Here is an 18,713-nt window from a genome sequence, read left to right on the forward strand (position 1 = left end):
CGCTCAGGCGCGTTCCAGCGCCTGCAGGTAGTCGCGCCGCCAGCGGTTGATGTCGTGTTCGCGCAGGTGGTCCATCATCACCTGCCAGCGCTCGATGCGCTGCTTGCGCGGCATGGTCGCCGCGCGGGCGATGGCGTCGGCCACGCCGTCCAGGTCGTGCGGGTTGACCAGCAGCGCCTGCTTCAGTTCGTCGGCGGCGCCGGCCAGCAGCGACAGCACCAGCACGCCGGGGTTTTCCGGGTCCTGCGAGGCCACGTATTCCTTGGCCACCAGGTTCATGCCGTCGCGCAGCGGCGTGACCAGGCCGATGCTGGCGGTGCGGTAGAAGCCGGTCAGGGTGCTGTGGGCGTAGTTCTGGTTGACGTAGCGCAGCGGCGTCCAGTCGGCCTCGGCATGGCCGCCGTTGATGTGCCCGGCGATCTGCTCCAGCTCGGCGCGCAGGTGCCGGTACTCGGCCACGCCGCCGCGCGAGACCGGGGCGATCTGCAGGTAGGTCAGGCTGCCTTTCTGGTCCGGGTGGCGCTTGAGGTAGCGCTCGAAGCCGTGGAAGCGCTCGGGCAGGCCCTTGGAATAGTCCAGGCGGTCCACGCCGATGGCCAGCTGCCGCGGCTGCAGGCTCTGCCGCAGCCGGCGCACGGCGTTGTTGTTGACCGCGATGGCGGACTGCTGGGCGATGCGGTCGGTGTCGATGCCGATGGGGAAGGCCGCGGCGCGGAAGCGGTGGCCGCCCGGCGCCTCGACCACGCCATCGCCGACCACCCGGCCGCCACCGAACAGGCGCGCGTAGGACTGGAAGCGGTCGGCGTCGCGCTGGGTCTGGAAGCCGACCAGGTCGTAGGCATACAGGCTGGAGAACAGCTGCAGGTGCTCGGGCATGGCCTGGATCAGGTCGGCCGAGGGCATCGGTACGTGCAGGAAGAAGCCGATGCGGCAGCCGATGCCGCGCTCGCGCAGCAGCGAGGCCAGCGGGATCAGGTGGTAGTCGTGGATCCAGACGGTGTCGCTGTCGCGCAGGTAGGGCGCCAGCTTGTCGGCGAACAGCGCGTTGACCCGGCGGTAGCCTTCGCGGGTGGCGCGGTCGTAGTCCACCAGGTCCAGGCGGAAGTGCAGCAGCGGCCACAACGTGCGGTTGGAGAAGCCGTTGTAGTAGGTGTCCAGGTCGGGCTTGCTCAGGTCCAGGGTGACGAAGCGGATGTCGCCGTCGACCTGTTCGTGCAGCTCGCCGCTGCCGCCGCGGGCGGTCTTGCCGCTCCAGCCGAACCACAGCCCGCCACGTTCCTTCAATGCCGCCAGCAGGCCCACCGCCAGGCCGCCGGCACGGCTTTCGCCGGGCACCGCGACGCGGTTGGACACCACCACCAGCCGGCTCACGACGCCTCCTGCCAACTGCGCGACAGCCGCATCGCGGCGATGATCAGGCCGACGTGCGAATACGTCTGCGGGAAGTTGCCCCAGGGGCTGCCGTCGTCGAAGGCCAGGTCCTCCGACAGCAGGCCGACGTGGTTGCGGCGGGCGAGGATGCCTTCGAACAGGGTGCGTGCCTCGTCCATGCGGCCGATCGCCGCCAGCGCGTCGATGTACCAGAACGTGCAGATGGTGAAGCTGGTCTCCGGCGTGCCGAAGTCGTCCGGCGCGATGTAGCGGTACAGCGCGTCGCCGTGCCTGAGGTCGCGGCCGATGGCTTCCACCGTGGCCACGAAGCGTGCGTCCTGCGGGTCGATGAAGCCGATGTCGGCCAGCAGCAGCAGCGAGGCGTCGAGCCGGTGGCCGCCGAAGGTGTCGGTGAAGTGGCCGTGCGCGTCGCTCCAGGCCTCGTGCATGACCCGCGCGTGGATCTGGTCGGCCCGCCCGCGCCAGTAGCCGGCGCGGTCGTCCAGGCCCAGGCGCACGGCGATCTTCGCCAGCCGGTCGCAGGCGGCCCAGCACATCGCGCTGGTGTAGGTGTGCACCTCGGTGCGGCCGCGGAATTCCCACAGCCCGGCATCGGGCACGTCGTGCAGGGCGAAGGCCTGTTCGCCCAGCGGTTCCAGCCGCAGGAAGGTGTGGATGTCGCCGGGGTCCTTGAGCCGCTGGTCGAAGAACAGCTGGGTGGAGGCGAGCACCACGCTGCCGTAGACGTCGTGCTGGCGCTGCACCCAGGCCAGGTTGCCGCGCCGCACCGGACCCATGCCGCGGTAGCCGGCCAGCGATTCGACCTCGTGTTCGTCCAGCCGGCTTTCGAAGCCGATGCCGTACAGCGGCTGCAGGGTGCCGTCGCTGGTGGCCAGGTTGAAGATGTAGCCGAGGAACTGCTCCATCGTGCGGGTGGCGCCGAGCCGGTTGAGCGAGCGCACCACGAACGCGGCGTCGCGCAGCCAGCAGTAGCGGTAGTCCCAGTTGCGCACGCTGCCCGGCGCCTCCGGGATGGAGGTGGTCATCGCGGCGATGATCGCGCCGCTGTCCTCGTACTGGCACAGCTTCAGGGTGATGGCGCTGCGGATCACCGCGTCCTGCCATTCCAGCGGCACCGACAGGTAGCGCACCCATTCGCGCCAGTAATCCTCGGTGCGTTCCTGCGCCTCCTGCACGTAGCCAGTGAGCGAACGGTCCAGCGATTCGTCCACGCCCAGCACCAGGTTGACCGGGTGGCCGAGCACGAACGGCAGGCCGTCGCGCACGAAGCGCACCGGCACGTCGGTGGTCAGGCGCAGGGTGAAGCCCGGCAACAGCCAGCGCAGGTGGTTGCTGCCCCAGGTGCACTCGGGCACGCGCGCGCCCCAGTCGGCCAGCGGCCGCGCACGCACCACGATGCGCGGATTGCCGGCCAGCGGCCGCACCCGGCGGATGATGCTCACCGGGCGGTACAGGCGGCCGTTGCGGCGCCAGCGCGGTGCGAAGTCGATCACCTCCACCTCGCCGCCATGGCGGTCGCGCAGCACGGTGCGCAGGATCGCGGTGTTGGTGACGTAATGCTGTTCGCTCCCGGCGAAGTCCTCCAGCTCGATGCCGAAGTCGCCGCCGACCTGTTGCGTGGGCGCGAGCAGCGCGCAGAACGCCGGGTCGCCGTCGAAGGCCGGCAGGCAGCTCCACACCACGTTGGCGCGCTTGTCGATCAGCGCGCCGAAACTGCAGTTGCCGACGACGCCCAGGTCGAGGGATTGATCGTTCATGCGGGGGGATCCTGGCGGTGGTCCGGTGCTGGCCGGCGGTGGCGGGGAGGGTGGGGTTTCATCATGCGTTTTCCCGCAGCCACGCGTGCACCGCGTCCGGGTCGCGCAGGCGCCAGCGGGCATCGGTCGCGGTACGCGGACCCACCAGTACGCTCCAGCCGCCGAGCCGGTTGGCCGCGGCGAAGCCGAACTCGTCGGTGAGGTCGTCGCCGATGTACACCGGCCGTCGTCCGGCGAAGGGCGGCTGTCGCATCAGCCGTTCCACCGCACCGCCCTTGTCGGCGTCCGCGGGGACGAACTCGATGACGTGATCGCCCGGTTGCAGGCGGTAACCGGAGTCCTGGCGCAGGTGCTGGCGCGCGAAGCGGGTGACGTCCTCGCCCAGGTCGGGCGCCGAGCGCCAGTGCAGCGCCAGGCTTATGCCCTTGTCCTCGACCAGCACGCCCGGGCGCGCATGGGCGTATTCCATCGCCTGCCGGTGCAGCGCATGCAGCCATTCGGGGGCCTGTTCGGCAGCGGTGCCCAGCAGGTCGCCGTTGCGCAGCTGGTGGCCGTGCAGTCCGGCGGCGGGCAATCGCAGCGGGGCGAACAGTGCGTCGAGCTGGGCCAGCGGGCGACCGCTGACCAGGGCCACGGCACCGTGCAGGCGGTCGCTGATCCGGCCGATGTCCTCGCGCACCTGCGGCAGCAGGCGGACCTGTTCGGGACGTTCGGCGAATTCGATCAGTGTGCCGTCCACGTCCAGGAACAGGGCACAGTCGGCATCCAGCAGGGGAGGATGGCCGGAAGAAGAAGCGTTAGCCATGGCCTCAACCATGCCATGCCCGGTGTGAGCGGACGGTTATGGCGGACGCGCGGATCGGCCGTCGCACCTGCGCGACGGGGAGTCGCGCCGTCGTCATGGCGGCGTTCACTGCCGCCCCCGTTCCGGCACGGCGAAGGTCACCTTGCCGTCCGCGTCCAGCATTTCGAAACGGGCCACGCCCTCGCGGTCCACGCGCAGGCGGATGCGCTCGCGGCCCTGCGGGTCGGCGAGCAGGATCTCCGCGTTCTCGTCCTCGTTCTGGATCGCGATGCGGCGCTGCACGACCTTGCTCGCCTGCAGCACGTCCAGTCCGGCCGGCGGGTGCGAGTTGATCTGCAGTCCGGTGGTGGCGCTGCTGTTGTCGGCATTGACCCGGCTGACCAGGCCCACCGCGTCGTAGTTCGGGTAGTCGAAGGCCAGCGCGGCGATCCGGCCGGTCTCGACGTCGGTCAGCGCCAGCCCGCCCATCTCGTCGCCCTTGGCGTCGTAGAACACCAGCCCGGCCGGCTGTACCGCGCGCGGGTATTCCTTGCCGGCCAGCCGCGGCAGCGGGAACTGGCTGGCATTGGAGATGACCAGCCGCAGCGAGCCGTCCGGTTCGACGATGTTGATGCGTTCCACGTCGAGCGACTTCTGCGCCGGCGCGCGGGCGCCGGCAAGCACGGTGGCGCCCAGTGCGCACAGCAACAGCAGGCAGGCGCCCCATAGCCAGCGGACCTTGCGGTCCAGCCGGGCCAGGTGGGCGTGGATGTCCGTGGCCGGATCGACGTGCTGGATGGATGAAGGCATGCCTGTTGTCCCGCTGGATGGAACCGTCAGGGTGCCATCCAACGGGCCGGAGGAACAGGACGGCGCGCCGCCCGCGACGCTTTTCAGAACGTGTAGCGCAGCCGCCCGTACCAGTACGCGCCGTTGCTGCCCACCGGCGACAGCACGTCGTAGGGCAGGTTGCCGAAGTAGTAGATGTCCTCGTTGGACAGGTCGGCGTACTCGTCGGTCAGGTTCTGGCCGCCGACGGCCACGCTCCACTGCGGGGTGAGGCGCAGTTCCACTTCCGCATCCAGCTGCCACTTGGCGCGGTAGGTCTGCTCGGGGATGTAGCCGTCGCCGAAGTCGAAGACGCGCCTGGCGCTGCCGTAGCGGGTGAGTCGGCTGTTGAGCGACCAGCGGTCGCTGGACCAGGCGGCCGCCAGCGCGGCGCGCGTGCGCGGGGTGGCGTCGGTCAGCGTGTTGCTTTCCTCCACGCCGAACAGCACGTAGTCCGGGTCCAGCGCCAGCAGCTGCGCGGGCGTGGCCAGCACGTTCTTCAGTTCGGTCTTGGCATAGGCCCAGGTGCCGGTCAGCAGCAGTTCGCCGCCGCCCAGCGACTGCCGCCAGTTGCCGACCAGCTCGGCGCCGCGGGTACGGGTGTCGGCGGCGTTGACGAAGAAGCTGGCGCTCTGCACCCCGGCCACGCCGAACTGCTGCTGCACGTAGTCGGTCAGCGCGTCGCCGGCGATGCTTTCCGACAGCGCGATGCGGTCGTCGATGTCGATCTGGAACAGGTCCAGCGACAGGTCGAAGTGGCTGCCGATGCGGCTGGTGAAGCCCAGGCTGGCGTTGAGCGACTTCTCCGGCTTCAGGTCGGTGGCGCCCAGGCCGCGCGCGATCGGGTTGTTGACCGACAGCAGCCGCCCCTGCACCAGCTGGCCGCCGGCGGTGTAGCCGGTGGAGGTGGCCTCGTAGCCGATCTGGCTCAGCGAGGGCGCGCGGAAGTTGTTGGAGAGCGCGCCGCGCAGCGCGAACGCCGGGGCGAACTCGTAGCGGGCGCCGAGCTTGCCGGTCAGCTCGCCGCCGAAGTCGTCGTCGTGCTCGTAGCGGGCGGCGATGTCGGTGGTGAACTTCTCGCCGAAGGTGCTGGACAGGCTGGCGTAGGCGCTGGCCACGTCGCGCGACAGGTCGGCCACGTCCTGCGGGGTCAGGCCGCCGCCGGCCTGCGCGCCGGTCGGGCGGTCGGTCCAGGGGCCGGCGGCATAGCTGGCCGGGTCGCCGGCGCCGGTCTCGTAGCGCTCGTGGCGCGCCTCCACGCCCAGGCCCAGGCTGTGGCTGGCGTTGTCGCCGGTTTCGAACAGGCGACCGAGGTCGAGGTTGGCCACGGTCTGCGCGAAGCGGTAGTCGCCGGTCTTGAAGCGGGTGGGGCTGTCCGGGCCGAGCGAGGCGTTGAGCGAGTCGCGCAGGCGGTAGGTGAACTCGTTGCGGCCATGGTCGAGGCTGGCGTCGTAGTTCCATTCGCCCCACTGGCCGCGGGCGCCTGCCACCAGCTGCACGTCCAGGTTCTCGCCCTCGGAGACGGGCCGGTAGCCGTCCGGGTAGACCTGCTTCCAGTTGGCCACGCCATCGGGATAGCGGAAGTAGTTGGCGCCCTCGGTGTCGCGCTGGTGGTAGGTGCCGAAGGCATAAGCGGTGGAGGTGGCGCCGAACGGGATCTCGCTGTTGAACCAGGCGTTGAGATCCTTGCTGGCGCCGTCGCCGAGTGCGTAGTTGCGGCGCCCGGCCAGGGCCAGGTTGTCCGGCGTCTGCTCCTCCCAGAACGGGATCTGGTCGAAGCCGGCGCGGTTGGTGGCCTCGCGGTTCTTCAGTTCCAGGCCCACGCGCAGGAAGCCGCCCTCGTCGGTCAGGCGGGTGCCGACCTTGGCGCTGAGGAAGCCGGTCTGGCCATCGGTGAGGCGGCGGTCGATCGGTTCCACCTTGGTGTGGTGGGCACCGAAGCTGGCTTCGAAGGCGCCGCCTTCCGGCGCGTCGTCGAGGATCACGTTGATCACCCCGGCCACCGCGTCCGAGCCGTACAGCGCGCCGGCGCCGTCGCGCAGCACCTCGATGCGCTTGATCGCGCTGACCGGGATGGCGTTGAAGTCCACCGGCGTGGTGCCCTTGCCGATCTTGCTGTCGGTGTTGACCAGCGCGCTGTTGTGGCGGCGCTTGCCGTTGACCAGCACCAGCACCTGGTCGGGCGAAAGGCCGCGGATCTGCGCCGCGCGCACGTGGTCGGCGCCGCCGGAGTTGGACTGGCGCGGGAAGTTGAACGACGGCAACAGCGCCTGCAGGGCGCTGCCGAGTTCGCCGTTGACCACGCCGGCCTTGCGGATGTCCTCGGCGGTGAGCACGTCCACCGGCGAGGTCGATTCCAGCACGGTGCGGTCGATGGCGCGGGTGCCGGTGACGATCACCGTGTCCAGCGTGGTGGCGGGGGCGGACGCGTCCTGCGCCAGCGCGGGGGAGGTCAGGGCCAGGGCGATGGCGAGGCCGAGCGGCGTCGCGGACAGACGGGACATGCGGTACTCCGACGGAAGGGCGGGGAGGGGGAGGTGATTTTTCTTACATCCATCCGGATGAAGCGATATATTATCTTGGCGTGACGGCGGCCGCGGGCGCAAGCCCCGACCGATGCGTTATCAGCAGATAGCCGTTGGCGATCTGCCCCGCACCCGGATATCCCGCACGCTTTCTTCCCCCGTATTCCCGTTCCGCGGAGATCTGCCCATGAAGTTGCACGGCCCCCTGTTCGCCCTGGTACTGGCCCTGGCCGGTTGCGCCAGCCTGCCGCCGGAGGCCGTGCCGGTCGCCACCGCCTCGCTGCACGGCGATGCCGCGCGCCCGGCGGCAGCCAGCGGCTGGGTGCGCAGCGAGCTGTACTTCGGCGTCGGCGAGGAAAGCGGCGAGTCGGCGCGCGAGCAGACCGACGCGATCGGCGAAGCGCAATGGCGCGCATTCCTGGACAAGGAGGTGACCCCGCGCTTCCCCGATGGCCTGACCGTGTTCGACGCCTACGGCCAGTGGCTGTTCCGCGATGCGCCCGAGCCGAACCGACTGCGCACCAAGGTGCTGGTGGTGCTGCACGAGGACACGCCGCAGCGGCGCGAGGACATCGAGGCCATCCGCCTGGCGTGGAAACAGGCGACGAACCACCAGTCGGTGCTGTGGTCGCGGCAGGCCGTGGAGGTTTCGTTCTGATCGCCAGCGGATGGGATAGCCTCGGCGGACATCATTCGGGAACGATCAGGACGGCCATGGCAAAAGAAACACGGAATCCGGGCCTCGGCCGGCGACTGCGCGCCCTGCTGCCTGGAGTGGCTGGCAAAGCCCGTCGTCCGAGAAGCTTCGCAACGGCGCAAAGCGCTGGTCGCCCGGCGACTTCCGCCCGGGAGAAGACAAGGCACTGGATCTCCGCCTGCGCGGGAAAGACGGCTACGGTTTTGCCGGGTGCCGTTGCGCTTGGCGTGCTTGCGCAGCTGCCGTCGGCGTGGGCCGACGACGGCAGCCGTATCCGCTTCGAGGTCGCACCGGGCATCAGTGCCGATGCGCGGCTGCTGGAAGCGGGCTGGATCGATGCCGGAACCGGCCGTTCGCCGCAACGCCAGCGGCTGCAGGCGGCCTCCGACGAGGAGGGGCGTTCCAGGCTGGACCATGGCGACTACGACTTCGACGGCTACCAGGACCTGGTTTCCACTGCCACGGTCGGGCAGGTCAACGAGGCGGTCGTCGTCCATCTCTACGATCCTGCCAGCGGCCGGTTCCGCGAACTGGCGCCGCCGACGGGCGTGGCGGTCAACTGCGAAGGATTCTGGTCGCTGTCGCCCGATGCGGCGAGCCGCACGCTGACCAGCAGCTGCCGCAGCGGCCCGATGTGGTACAGCGACGTCTATCGCTACGACGGCCCGCGCCTGTACCTGTTCCGCTCCATGCGCGTGGTGCGGCTGGACGCCGAGGAACTGTCGCAGGTGCTGGCGCTGGACGTACCCGCGGGACAGGGGCCGTTGGCGGTATGGAGCACCTACGCGCCGTCCGGAAGCGTACTGGAGCGTGCGATCGGCGATGGCCTGGAACTGCCGGACCACGCCGCCGCGCTGCGCGGGAACGCGGCGGTCGTCGTGCCCGCGCGCCTGCCGCTGCATGCGCATGCCGGTGACGCCTCGACCCGGCGCTACCTGGTCGCAGGCGACCGGGTGGAGCTGCTGGACGAGGCCGGCGGCTGGCTGCAGCTGCGCTACCGCAATCCCTCGCGCGGCCCGGTCCTGGGCTGGGTGAAGCTGCCCGGGCCGCCATGAACCCGCCCGTTCGCGTGAACCTTTCTCGCCGGCCTTGACGCCGCCCCCGCTCCTTCTGCCGATCGTCCCCCATGACCACTCAATCCTCTCCCGCCCCGCGCGCACGCTGGTTCGTATCCGGCGACCTCAACGGCTTCTTCGGCCTGGTGGTCGACAACCTGTCGATCCTCGGCTTCATCGCGATGGCGCTGGTCGGCATCTTCCAGTTCCCGGCCGACGTGGTGTTCGGGCGCATGTTCCCCGGCACCGCGTTCGGCGTGCTGGTCGGCAACCTGCTGTACACGCTGATGGCGCGGCGGCTGGCCGCGCGCAGCGGCCGCGACGACGTCACCGCGATGCCGCTGGGGCTGGATGCGCCCACCTCCATCGGCATGGCGCTGCTGGTGCTGGGCCCGGCGTTCGTCGCCTTCAAGGGCCAGGGGCTGGCGCCGCACGACGCGGCCATCGCCACCTGGCAGCTGGGCATGGCGGCGCTGATGATCATGGGCGTGCTCAAGCTGGTGCTTTCGTTCTTCGGCGAGGCAGTGACGCGCGCGCTGCCGAGGGCGGCGCTGCTGGGATCGATCGCCGGCATCGCGCTGGTGCTGATGGGCCTGCTGCCGCTGCTGGAAACCCTGCGCTCGCCGGTGGCCGGCTTCGTCACCCTCGGCCTGCTGCTGTACGTGCTGATCGCCAAGGGGCGGTTGCCGGTGCGCGCGCCGGGCGTGCTGGTCGCGTTCGTGGTCGGCACCGCGCTGTACTACGCGCTCGGCCTGGCCGGGCTGGGTGCGCCCGGCTTCAAGCCGCCGGAATGGATACCGCCGCAGGTGGTGCTGCCGTGGCCGACGCTGGGTTTCATCGATGGCCTGCCGGCGGCGATCCCCTATCTGCCGCTGCTGCTGCCGTTCGGCCTGTTGATGGTGGTGGGCGGCATCAACGTCAGCGAGAGCGCGCGCGCGGCCGGCGACGACTACCGCACCCGCGACATCCTGCTGGTGGAAGCCTTCTCGACCCTGGCCGCGGGCCTGTGCGGCGGCGTCGCCCAGACCACCCCCTACATCGGCCAGCCGGCGTACAAGCACATGGGCGCGCGCAGCGGCTACACGTTGCTGACCGGCCTGTTCGTCGGCATCGGCGGCATGCTCGGGGTGATCTCGGGGTTGGTGCAGTGGCTGCCGCTGGCGGTACTGGCGCCGATCATCGTCTACGTCGCCATCGACATCACCACCCAGGCGTTCGAGGCCACGCCCAGGCAGCATGCCGGGGCGATGGTGCTGGGCTTCCTGCCCTCGGTGGCCTACCTGCTGGCGATCAAGGCGCCGGGCTGGATCGCGCCGGAGAAGCTGGTGGAACTGACCACCACGCTCGACGGCCACGGCTTGCCGGAACTGGCGGTGATCTTCGCCCTCGGCAACGGCTTCATCATCACCGCGATGCTGTGGATCGCGACGGTGGTGGCGATGATCGACCGCCGCCTGCTGCGCGCCTCGGCCTTCCTGCTGGTGGCCGCCGGCCTGACCCTGTTCGGCCTGATCCACTCGGTCGACCCGCGCGGCGGCATCTACCTGCCGTGGGCGCTGGAAGGCCTGCCGCGGATCATCAGCTGGCAGTTCGCCGGGGCCTATGCGGCGCTGGCCGCGGTGCTGGCGGCGCTGTCGCTGCAGAAACCGCGCTAGGCCCGCGCCGCGAGCAACTGCACGGGGAACCCGCACCGGTCCCCGTGGTCACAAGGTGTCCATGCAAGACGAGGCAGTGCGAAATGCAGAAGACGAAAGCGGTCTGGCCGTGGGTGCTGGGCGTACTGGTGGTGGGGGCCGCGGGCTGGTGGCTGTTCCGCGACGACCTGCGTTCCCTTTACCCGACCCGGCCGACGCCGGCCGCGGAGGTGCGGCCCGATGGCGATGAGCCTGCTCCGGCGGATCCCGTCGCGGCCCCGGCCGTTCCGCAGATCCAGCATCCGCTGGACCTGGAAGCCGCGGCCGATCCCGCATTGCCGGCATTGGGCGACAGCGATGCGTCGGCCTGGGGCGCGCTGGCCGAGTTGTTCCCCACGGATGGAGTGCTGGCGCTGGTGTTGCGCGACCACCTGATCCAGCGGCTGGTCGCCCATGTCGACAACCTCACCCAGCCCAGCGTGACCGCCTCCAGCCTGGCACTGCGGCCGGTGCCGGGCGCCCTGCAGCTCGAACAGGACGAAGCCGGGAGCCGGCTGGGCCGGGACAACGCGGCCCGCTACGCTCCTTATGTGCAGGCGTTCACCGCCGTCGATGCCGATGTCCTGGCGGCGGCCTATGTGCGTTTCTACCCGCTGATCCAGCAGGCCTACGTGGAACTGGGGCATGTCGACGGCTACTTCAACGACCGCCTGGTCGCGGTGATCGACCACCTGCTGCAGGCGCCCGAGCCGCAACGGCCGCTGGCGGTGGAGCCCGACGAGCGCGGCAAATACCGGTTCACCGACCCGGCGCTGCAATCCCTGTCGGTGGGGCAGAAGGCCCTGCTGCGGCTGGACGCCGAACAGGCCCGGGCGGTGAAGCAGCAGCTGCGCGCCATCCGTGCGGCGGTGACCCGGGGCTGAGCACCGCCCGCGCCGGGAGTACGGCGGGGGAAGGGGGGATGAATTGCGGTCCGCGCCGGGGTTGAATCGTACCGGCGCAACCGCATCTTTCCGGGTATCGCCGGCGCTGCCCGGCCACCACGCCCCGAGGACCCACCATGCGGATGGACAAGCTCACCTCCAATTTCCAGAAGGCACTGGCGGATGCGCAGTCGCTGGCCGTGGGCCGCGACAACAACATCATCGAACCGGTACACGTGCTCAGTGCGCTGCTCGACCAGCCCGGCGGCAGCAGCCGCCCGCTGCTGGCCCAGGCCGGGGTCAACGTGCCGCTGCTGCGCGAGCGCCTGGGCGAGGCGCTCGACGCGCTGCCCAGGGTCTCCGGGCAGGAGGGCAACCTGTCCATCGGCAACGACCTCAACCGTCTGCTCAACCAGACCGACAAGCTGGCCCAGCAGCACAACGACCAGTTCATCGCCAGCGAATGGTTCCTGCTGGCCGCGGCCGACGACACCGGCGCGGTGGGCATGGCGCTGCGCGCGGCCGGCGCCGACAGGAAGAAGATCGAAGCGGCCATCGACAAGCTGCGCGGTGGCGAGACCGTGCAGTCGGAAAACGCCGAGGAGCAGCGGCAGGCGCTGGAGAAGTACACCATCGACCTGACCGCGCGCGCCGAGAGCGGCAAGCTCGACCCGGTGATCGGCCGCGACGAGGAAATCCGCCGCACCATCCAGGTGCTGCAGCGTCGCACCAAGAACAACCCGGTGCTGATCGGCGAGCCCGGCGTGGGCAAGACCGCCATCGTCGAAGGCCTGGCCCAGCGCATCGTCAACGACGAGGTGCCGGAGGGTCTGCGCGGCAAGCGCGTGCTGTCGCTGGACATGGGCGCGCTGATCGCCGGCGCCAAGTTCCGCGGCGAGTTCGAGGAGCGGCTCAAGGGCGTGCTCAACGACCTGGCCAAGAACGAAGGCCAGATCATCCTGTTCATCGACGAACTGCACACCATGGTCGGCGCCGGCAAGGCCGACGGCGCGATGGATGCGGGCAACATGCTCAAGCCGGCGCTGGCGCGCGGCGAGCTGCACTGCATCGGCGCCACCACGCTGGACGAGTACCGCCAGTACATCGAGAAGGACGCCGCGCTGGAGCGCCGCTTCCAGAAGGTGTTCGTCGGCGAGCCGAGCGTGGAGGACACCATCGCCATCCTGCGCGGACTGAAGGAGAAGTACGCGCTGCACCACGGCGTGGAAATCACCGACCCGGCGATCGTCGCCGCGGCCACGCTGTCCAACCGCTACATCGCCGACCGCCAGCTGCCGGACAAGGCCATCGACCTGATGGACGAGGCCGCCAGCCGCATCCGCATGGAGATCGACTCCAAGCCGGAGGAACTGGACCGCCTGGAGCGGCGCCTGATCCAGCTCAAGATCCAGCGCGAGATGCTGAAGAAGGAGAAGGACGAGGCGTCGCAGAAGCGGCTGGCCGACCTGGAAACCGACATCGACGGACTGGAGCGAGAGTTCTCCGACCTCAACGAGATCTGGAAGTCGGAGAAGGCCGCGCTGCAGGGCGCCACCAAGATCAAGGAGCAGGTGGAGCAGGCCAAGCTCGACCTGGAAGCGGCCCAGCGCCGCCAGGACTTCGCCAGGATGAGCGAGATCCAGTACGGCCTGCTGCCGCAGCTGGAGAAGCAGCTGGCCGCGGCGCAGGAAGCCGAGCACAAGGAATTCAAGCTGGTGCAGGACCGCGTGACCGCCGAGGAGATCGCCGAGGTGGTCTCGCGCTGGACCGGCATCCCGGTCAGCAAGATGCTCGAGGGCGAGCGCGACAAGCTGCTGCGCATGGAGGACGTGCTGCACAACCGCGTGGTCGGCCAGGAAGAGGCGATCAAGGTCGTCTCCGATGCGGTGCGCCGTTCGCGCGCCGGCCTGTCCGATCCCAACCGCCCGGGCGGCTCGTTCCTGTTCCTCGGCCCGACCGGCGTCGGCAAGACCGAGCTGTGCAAGTCGCTGGCCGAGTTCCTGTTCGACAGCGCCGAGGCGATGATCCGCATCGACATGAGCGAGTTCATGGAGAAGCACTCCGTGGCCCGGCTGATCGGCGCGCCTCCGGGCTACGTCGGCTACGAGGAGGGCGGCTACCTGACCGAGGCGGTGCGCCGGCGCCCGTATTCGCTGATCCTGCTCGACGAGGTGGAGAAGGCCCACCCGGACGTGTTCAACATCCTGCTGCAGGTGCTGGACGACGGTCGCCTGACCGACGGCCAGGGCCGCACCGTGGACTTCCGCAACACCGTCATCGTCATGACCTCCAACCTGGGCTCGCACCAGATCCAGGAGCTGAGCGGCGATGGCTCGCCGGAGGCCTACACGCAGATGAAGGCGGCGGTGATGGGCGTGGTGCAGGCGCACTTCCGCCCGGAATTCATCAACCGCCTGGACGACATCGTCGTGTTCCACCCGCTGGACAAGGTGCAGATCAAGCAGATCGCGCGGATCCAGATGCGCGGCCTGGAAAAGCGCCTGGCCGAGCGCGGCTTGAAGCTGGAGGTGGCCGACTCGGCGTTCGAACTGCTCGGCAACGTCGGCTTCGACCCGGTGTACGGCGCGCGCCCGCTCAAGCGCGCGATCCAGGCGCAGCTGGAGAACCCGCTGGCACAGAAGATCCTGTCCGGCGAGTTCGCCAACGGCGACACCATCAAGGTCGAGGCCGGTGGCGGCCATCTGGTGTTCGCCAAGGGGTGATCCCGCGCGTGCGCGTGGCCTTGCCGGCCGCGCGCATTCCCCTGCCCGGGCAGGGCTATCAGGGACGCGAGCGGATAATGCGGTACTGCTGCTTTTCGCCCACCGCCGGCGCGCGGGTGTCCACGTTGGCGCATAGCGCGCCTTCGCCACAGAGCACCACGTCCGCGCGGTTGTAGGCTTCCAGCAACTGCGCGCTGACCCGGTTGCGCTCGATCTCCTGCCGGTAGCCGAGCGACAGCCAGGTGCCGCCGGCCAGCAGCAGGAGTACCGCCAATCCGGCCGCCAGCAGGGATTTCCAGGCCGCGTGCCGGGACAGGGTTTCCTGCCGCTTGATCTGCGCGGCCAGCGAGTGCGCGCCCTGTACGATCTGGCGGGACGCTTCGATCAGTTGTTTCTCGTACTCGGCCACCGGAGCGGCGATCGCGCCGCGGACGCCGGTCGCTGCCTGCCGGGCCAGTTCGCCGAAGGTCCGGTTCGCCGATTGCTCGACCTGCGCCGGAATCTGCCGCGCCAGCTGCTGCAGCGCTGCGGCTACCTGGGCCTGGCTGGCTTCCATCCTTTCGCAGTTGCGCTGGAACTGCTCCATCAACGCAGCGGTCTTGCTTACCAGCTCTGCCAGCTCCTGTTCGCGCATCTTTCCACTCCTTGGCGCAATGATCCGTATTGCCGCGATGGTCAGCGGTGCATCGCGCGGACCTGTGTTTCGTTGGCCCTTTCCTGCATGGCCGCCTGCTGCGCGGCCTGTTCCACTGCCTGGCGTTCCTGTTGGTCGACCTTCTCCACCGCCTCCATGCGCAGGGCGACACCGGCCGGTTGTTGCGCCAGGTCGTGGGTAAGCCGCGAGAACGCCTGGCTGTCGCCGTCGCGCGATGCCGCCAGCAACCGGTCCAGCGTGTTGCCCAACGGGGAAGAGGATGCCTCCACTTTCAGCGGAGGACTCCAGGGCGCGGGTGCCTGCTCGCAGCGGGTATCGGTATGGATCGTGCGTGGCGTGGCGTCCCGGATATCCTGGCGTTCCGGCGCGAGTCCGGCAGGAGCGCCCGGCGGCAACGGGCCGCGCAACTGGTCGTACAGGTGCTTTGCGGTATTGGGCGCGTTGCCCAGCAGTACCGTGGCCCCGCCGCGCAGGCTTCCTATCGCCTCGCGATAGTCGTCGATCTGTTCCTTGTGCGTGGCGGCCAGTTCCCTTGCCTTGGGATCGGCGAGGACGGAGATATCCGCAGCGCCCTTGGCATCCACGTTCAGGAAATTGTGGATCCGGTGCGAATCGCCGAGCTTGACCGCCGTGGTCGCCGCGGCGATCGGCTGCGCGACGGGGGCGAGATGACTCAGCGTCCCGAGCATGCCGGGGCGAAACCCGGCTGCCTGCAGCGATTCGATTTCGCGGGGCAGGGCGTAGGTGACCACCTCGCCGTAGTGCGGACTGGCCGCGCTGACCGCGTCGCCGGCCATCACGTGATTGGTGAATTCGTACTTCGAATCCTGTGGCCCTTCCGGAATGCGGTAGCCCAGGCTGACCGCGCCATAGGGATTGAATGCCTCGCCCTTGAGTCCGTAGTGATGGGCGGTGATCTGTGCCAGGCAGCCGCCGAGGGAGTGGCCGGTGACGGTGACTTTTGCAAGGGGGTTCTCTTGGGGCTTGGCATCGCGACTGGCGAAATCCAAGGCTGCTTTTGTCAGTTCGAGGGCATCTTTGACCTGAGGGTTGATGCGGCTCGCCACCATTGCACCGTCAGTTATCGCGCCATCTTTGATCAGTTCGCGGTCAAATTCCGTTCCACGATGCGCCACGATGATCTGCCCAGCATCAAAACGCTGATAGATCGTGCCTTGATAGCCGCTGGGGCGATCGACGTGAGCCAATATATTGTATTTCACCCCGTCGAAAGTGACTGGTTCATACTCGCCGGTGGCCGTTTCATTTGGTGTGCTGTAGGTGTCGTCTGACAAATATGCGTTCTGTTGTGTTGTCTGAGTCATGGTGATGGCTTCCGTGCGGTTATATGGGCGGTGAAATATTTATTGCGACTATCGGGGGGTGGGTTGGCTGATTCCCCTTCTTTTTCTCTTATGCCAAAGTCGCGTGGAATGCTTGATTCAATGCGTGGGTAATTCTCTTTCCAGAAGTGGGTGGTAACTCCCGATCCGTCTATAAGCTCGTCTGGCATCAGATGCGAAATGAATTTTGTCTCGCCCTCTGTTCCGGATGCGGCCAGAGCCGTTGTTAAGGCATTGAACTCCCATTGGCAAACGCCACGCCCATAGTAATCGGCTGCTTCCATCAGATCAGTGTGGATCGTTGCCAAATATTGATTGGCCGCTACCTTACGGTACTCCACCGGCACACTGTTGCGTGTCGGTGCACGTTGGACGCCTGCGAAGTTGTCCCTGGGCGGCAAGCAGGTTTCTCCCACGATGTTGTAGGACGCATATCCATTGACCACGGCGAACGGCCCGGGCGCATCCTCGATGGTCAGGGTGATCTCGTAGGCCTGCGATGGATTGGCCTTCTGGCGATACGGATTGGGGTAGGGGTCTTCGTTGCTGTCCATGGAGCACCCGGGAAGGAGGGCGAGCGGCAAAATGCACGCAAGGCCTATGCGCCAGATGGGAAGGAGGCCTGGGCGAAGGCGGCGGCGGCCGGCATGAGGGCCATCGCTGCGCTGTGGGCTTGACGAAGGGCGGTGGTTCCAGAGCACCTCAATGTCCTTTTGAAGTCGGAATGCGGCGACTATGCCACGGCAGAAACGGGGTCGACCGCAGTCGAATGGTTTTCATGGCGCATGTCACGGATTTGCTGCCCGGTCAAACCCGGGAGCGCGGCAGTGGTGCGGGATCCCTTCTGCAGTCCCGGAAGGCGCTTATAACCGGAAGCGACGACGCTGATGCCGAGCGGTCACAAGTCGCGGTTGCAACCATCGGATCGCCGCCGGCCAGGCTGGGCTATGGTCACGGCTCCCGACTTCGCGAGCCCCGTGATGACCGACCCGCAATGGAAGCCCGAGACCATCGCCGTGCACGGCGGCTACCGGCCCGACCCGACCACCCGCGCGGTGGCGGTGCCGATCTACCAGACCGTGGCCTATGCCTTCGACGATACCCAGCACGGCGCCGACCTGTTCGACCTGAAGGTGCCGGGCAACATCTACACGCGGATCATGAATCCCACCACCGACGTGCTGGAGCAGCGCATCGCCGCGCTGGAAGGTGGCATCGGCGCGCTGGCGCTGGCCTCGGGGCAGGCGGCGGTCACCTATGCGATCCAGACCATCGCCGAAGCCGGCGACAACATCGTCTCCTCCAGCGCGTTGTATGGCGGCACCTACAACCTGTTCGCGCACACGCTGCCGCAGTTCGGCATCGAGGTGCGGTTCGCCGACTACGACGACCCGGAAGCCTTCGCGGCGCTGATCGACGAGCGCACCAAGGCGGTGTTCGTCGAATCCATCGGCAACCCGCGCGGCAACGTCACCGACATCGAGGCGGTGGCCAGGGTCGCCCATGCCCACGGCGTGCCGGTGATCGTGGACAACACCGTGGCCACGCCCTACCTGCAGCGGCCGTTCGATTTCGGCGCCGACATCGTGGTGCATTCGCTGACCAAGTACCTCGGCGGCCACGGCAACAGCATCGGCGGCGCGATCGTCGATTCCGGGCGCTTCCCGTGGGCCGAGCACCGGCAGCGCTTCCGCCGCCTCAACGAGCCGGACGTCAGCTACCACGGCGTGGTCTATACCGAGGCGCTGGGGCCGGCGGCATACATCGGCCGCGCGCGGGTGGTGCCGCTGCGCAACACCGGCGCGGCGATCTCGCCGTTCAACTCGTTCCTGATCCTGCAGGGCATCGAGACCCTGGCGCTGCGCATGGACCGCATCAACAGCAACGCGCTGGCGGTGGCCGGCCACCTGCAGCGGCACCCCAGGGTGGCGTGGGTGAACTATGCCGCGCTGCCCGACCATCCCGAACACGCGCGGGTGCGCAAGTACCTGCGCGGGCAGGGCTCGGGCGTGCTGACCTTCGGCCTGCCCGGCGGGCGCGAGGCCGGGGCGCGTTTCCTCGATGCGCTGCAGCTGTTCACCCGGCTGGTGAACCTGGGCGACGCCAAATCGCTGGCCACGCATCCGGCGTCCACCACCCATCGCCAGCTGGATGCGGCGGAGCTGGAGAAGGCCGGGGTGTCGCTGGATACGGTGCGGCTGTCGATCGGCATCGAGCACATCGACGACCTGCTGGCCGACCTGGAGCAGGCGCTGGCCAAGGCATAGGTGCCGGCCCGGGATATCCGCCGGAGGCACGCAGGGACAGGTTTCCCGCTTGCCGGCCGGTGGCGCCGGGCCCGATCATCCGTGGCCGGATCGCGGCCCGGTCGCCGCCATTTGCGCAGGATCGGGAACG

At 68.7% G+C, this 18,713-nt stretch carries 14 protein-coding genes; 6 read left to right on the forward strand and 8 right to left on the reverse strand.

Annotated features, from left to right (window positions below; genetic code table 11):
- Positions 1 to 3: 3 nt before the first annotated feature.
- The 5 genes from otsA to OK345_RS05540 all read right to left on the reverse strand — a co-directional run bounded on the left by otsA (position 4) and on the right by OK345_RS05540 (position 7,265).
- Positions 4 to 1,371, reverse strand: a complete 1,368-nt coding sequence (otsA, locus tag OK345_RS05520) for an alpha,alpha-trehalose-phosphate synthase (UDP-forming) (protein WP_265126921.1) — start codon at positions 1,369 to 1,371, stop codon at positions 4 to 6.
- Complete coding sequence (locus OK345_RS05525; RefSeq protein ID WP_265126922.1) at positions 1,368 to 3,149, reverse strand: glycoside hydrolase family 15 protein; 1,782 nt, start codon at positions 3,147 to 3,149, stop codon at positions 1,368 to 1,370. Before OK345_RS05525 ends, otsA begins: the two co-directional genes overlap by 4 nt.
- Before the next feature lie 61 nt (positions 3,150 to 3,210).
- The gene (gene otsB, locus OK345_RS05530) at positions 3,211 to 3,954 is read right to left on the reverse strand and encodes a trehalose-phosphatase (protein ID WP_265126923.1); all 744 of its coding nucleotides are present in this window, start codon (positions 3,952 to 3,954) and stop codon (positions 3,211 to 3,213) included.
- Positions 3,955 to 4,059: 105 nt separating this feature from the next.
- Positions 4,060 to 4,743: a hypothetical protein gene (locus OK345_RS05535; RefSeq protein WP_265126924.1), complete on the reverse strand. Its 684-nt coding sequence runs from the start codon at positions 4,741 to 4,743 to the stop codon at positions 4,060 to 4,062.
- A gap of 83 nt (positions 4,744 to 4,826) precedes the next feature.
- Positions 4,827 to 7,265: a TonB-dependent receptor plug domain-containing protein gene (locus OK345_RS05540; RefSeq protein WP_265126925.1), complete on the reverse strand. Its 2,439-nt coding sequence runs from the start codon at positions 7,263 to 7,265 to the stop codon at positions 4,827 to 4,829.
- A gap of 208 nt (positions 7,266 to 7,473) precedes the next feature.
- Here OK345_RS05540 and OK345_RS05545 point away from each other — a divergent pair, with 208 nt between their 5' ends.
- From OK345_RS05545 to clpB, 5 genes are all read left to right on the forward strand, one after another.
- Positions 7,474 to 7,944: a DUF3574 domain-containing protein gene (locus OK345_RS05545; RefSeq protein WP_265126926.1), complete on the forward strand. Its 471-nt coding sequence runs from the start codon at positions 7,474 to 7,476 to the stop codon at positions 7,942 to 7,944.
- A gap of 266 nt (positions 7,945 to 8,210) precedes the next feature.
- Complete coding sequence (locus tag OK345_RS05550) at positions 8,211 to 9,038, forward strand: XAC2610-related protein (RefSeq protein WP_265126927.1); 828 nt, start codon at positions 8,211 to 8,213, stop codon at positions 9,036 to 9,038.
- 71 nt (positions 9,039 to 9,109) lie between these two features.
- Complete coding sequence (locus tag OK345_RS05555) at positions 9,110 to 10,693, forward strand: SulP family inorganic anion transporter (protein ID WP_265126928.1); 1,584 nt, start codon at positions 9,110 to 9,112, stop codon at positions 10,691 to 10,693.
- 83 nt (positions 10,694 to 10,776) lie between these two features.
- Positions 10,777 to 11,595, forward strand: coding sequence for a DUF3014 domain-containing protein (locus OK345_RS05560; protein WP_265126929.1), 819 nt, complete (start codon positions 10,777 to 10,779; stop codon positions 11,593 to 11,595).
- Between the two features lie 137 nt (positions 11,596 to 11,732).
- Complete coding sequence (gene clpB, locus OK345_RS05565) at positions 11,733 to 14,318, forward strand: ATP-dependent chaperone ClpB (protein ID WP_265126930.1); 2,586 nt, start codon at positions 11,733 to 11,735, stop codon at positions 14,316 to 14,318.
- A gap of 58 nt (positions 14,319 to 14,376) precedes the next feature.
- Here the strand turns inward: clpB and OK345_RS05570 are convergent, their stop codons facing one another.
- From OK345_RS05570 to OK345_RS05580, 3 genes are read right to left on the reverse strand one after another with little or no spacing between them, the layout of a single operon-like run.
- A complete protein-coding gene (locus OK345_RS05570; RefSeq protein WP_265126931.1) occupies positions 14,377 to 14,952 on the reverse strand; it encodes a relaxation protein in 576 nt (191 codons plus the stop codon).
- 41 nt (positions 14,953 to 14,993) lie between these two features.
- On the reverse strand, positions 14,994 to 16,298 hold the full coding sequence (locus OK345_RS05575) for a Tle-like phospholipase domain-containing protein (protein ID WP_265126932.1): 1,305 nt from the start codon (positions 16,296 to 16,298) through the stop codon (positions 14,994 to 14,996).
- Positions 16,295 to 16,870: a hypothetical protein gene (locus tag OK345_RS05580; RefSeq protein ID WP_265126933.1), complete on the reverse strand. Its 576-nt coding sequence runs from the start codon at positions 16,868 to 16,870 to the stop codon at positions 16,295 to 16,297. The genes OK345_RS05575 and OK345_RS05580 overlap by 4 nt, the downstream gene beginning before the upstream one ends.
- A 426-nt stretch (positions 16,871 to 17,296) precedes the next feature.
- On the opposite strand from OK345_RS05580, the gene OK345_RS05585 reads away from it, so the two are divergent.
- The gene (locus tag OK345_RS05585; protein ID WP_265126934.1) at positions 17,297 to 18,583 is read left to right on the forward strand and encodes an O-acetylhomoserine aminocarboxypropyltransferase/cysteine synthase family protein; all 1,287 of its coding nucleotides are present in this window, start codon (positions 17,297 to 17,299) and stop codon (positions 18,581 to 18,583) included.
- Positions 18,584 to 18,713 lie beyond the last annotated feature (130 nt).

The sequence above is a fragment of the Xanthomonas chitinilytica genome (assembly GCF_026107455.2).
Lineage (GTDB): Bacteria > Pseudomonadota > Gammaproteobacteria > Xanthomonadales > Xanthomonadaceae > Stenotrophomonas > Stenotrophomonas chitinilytica.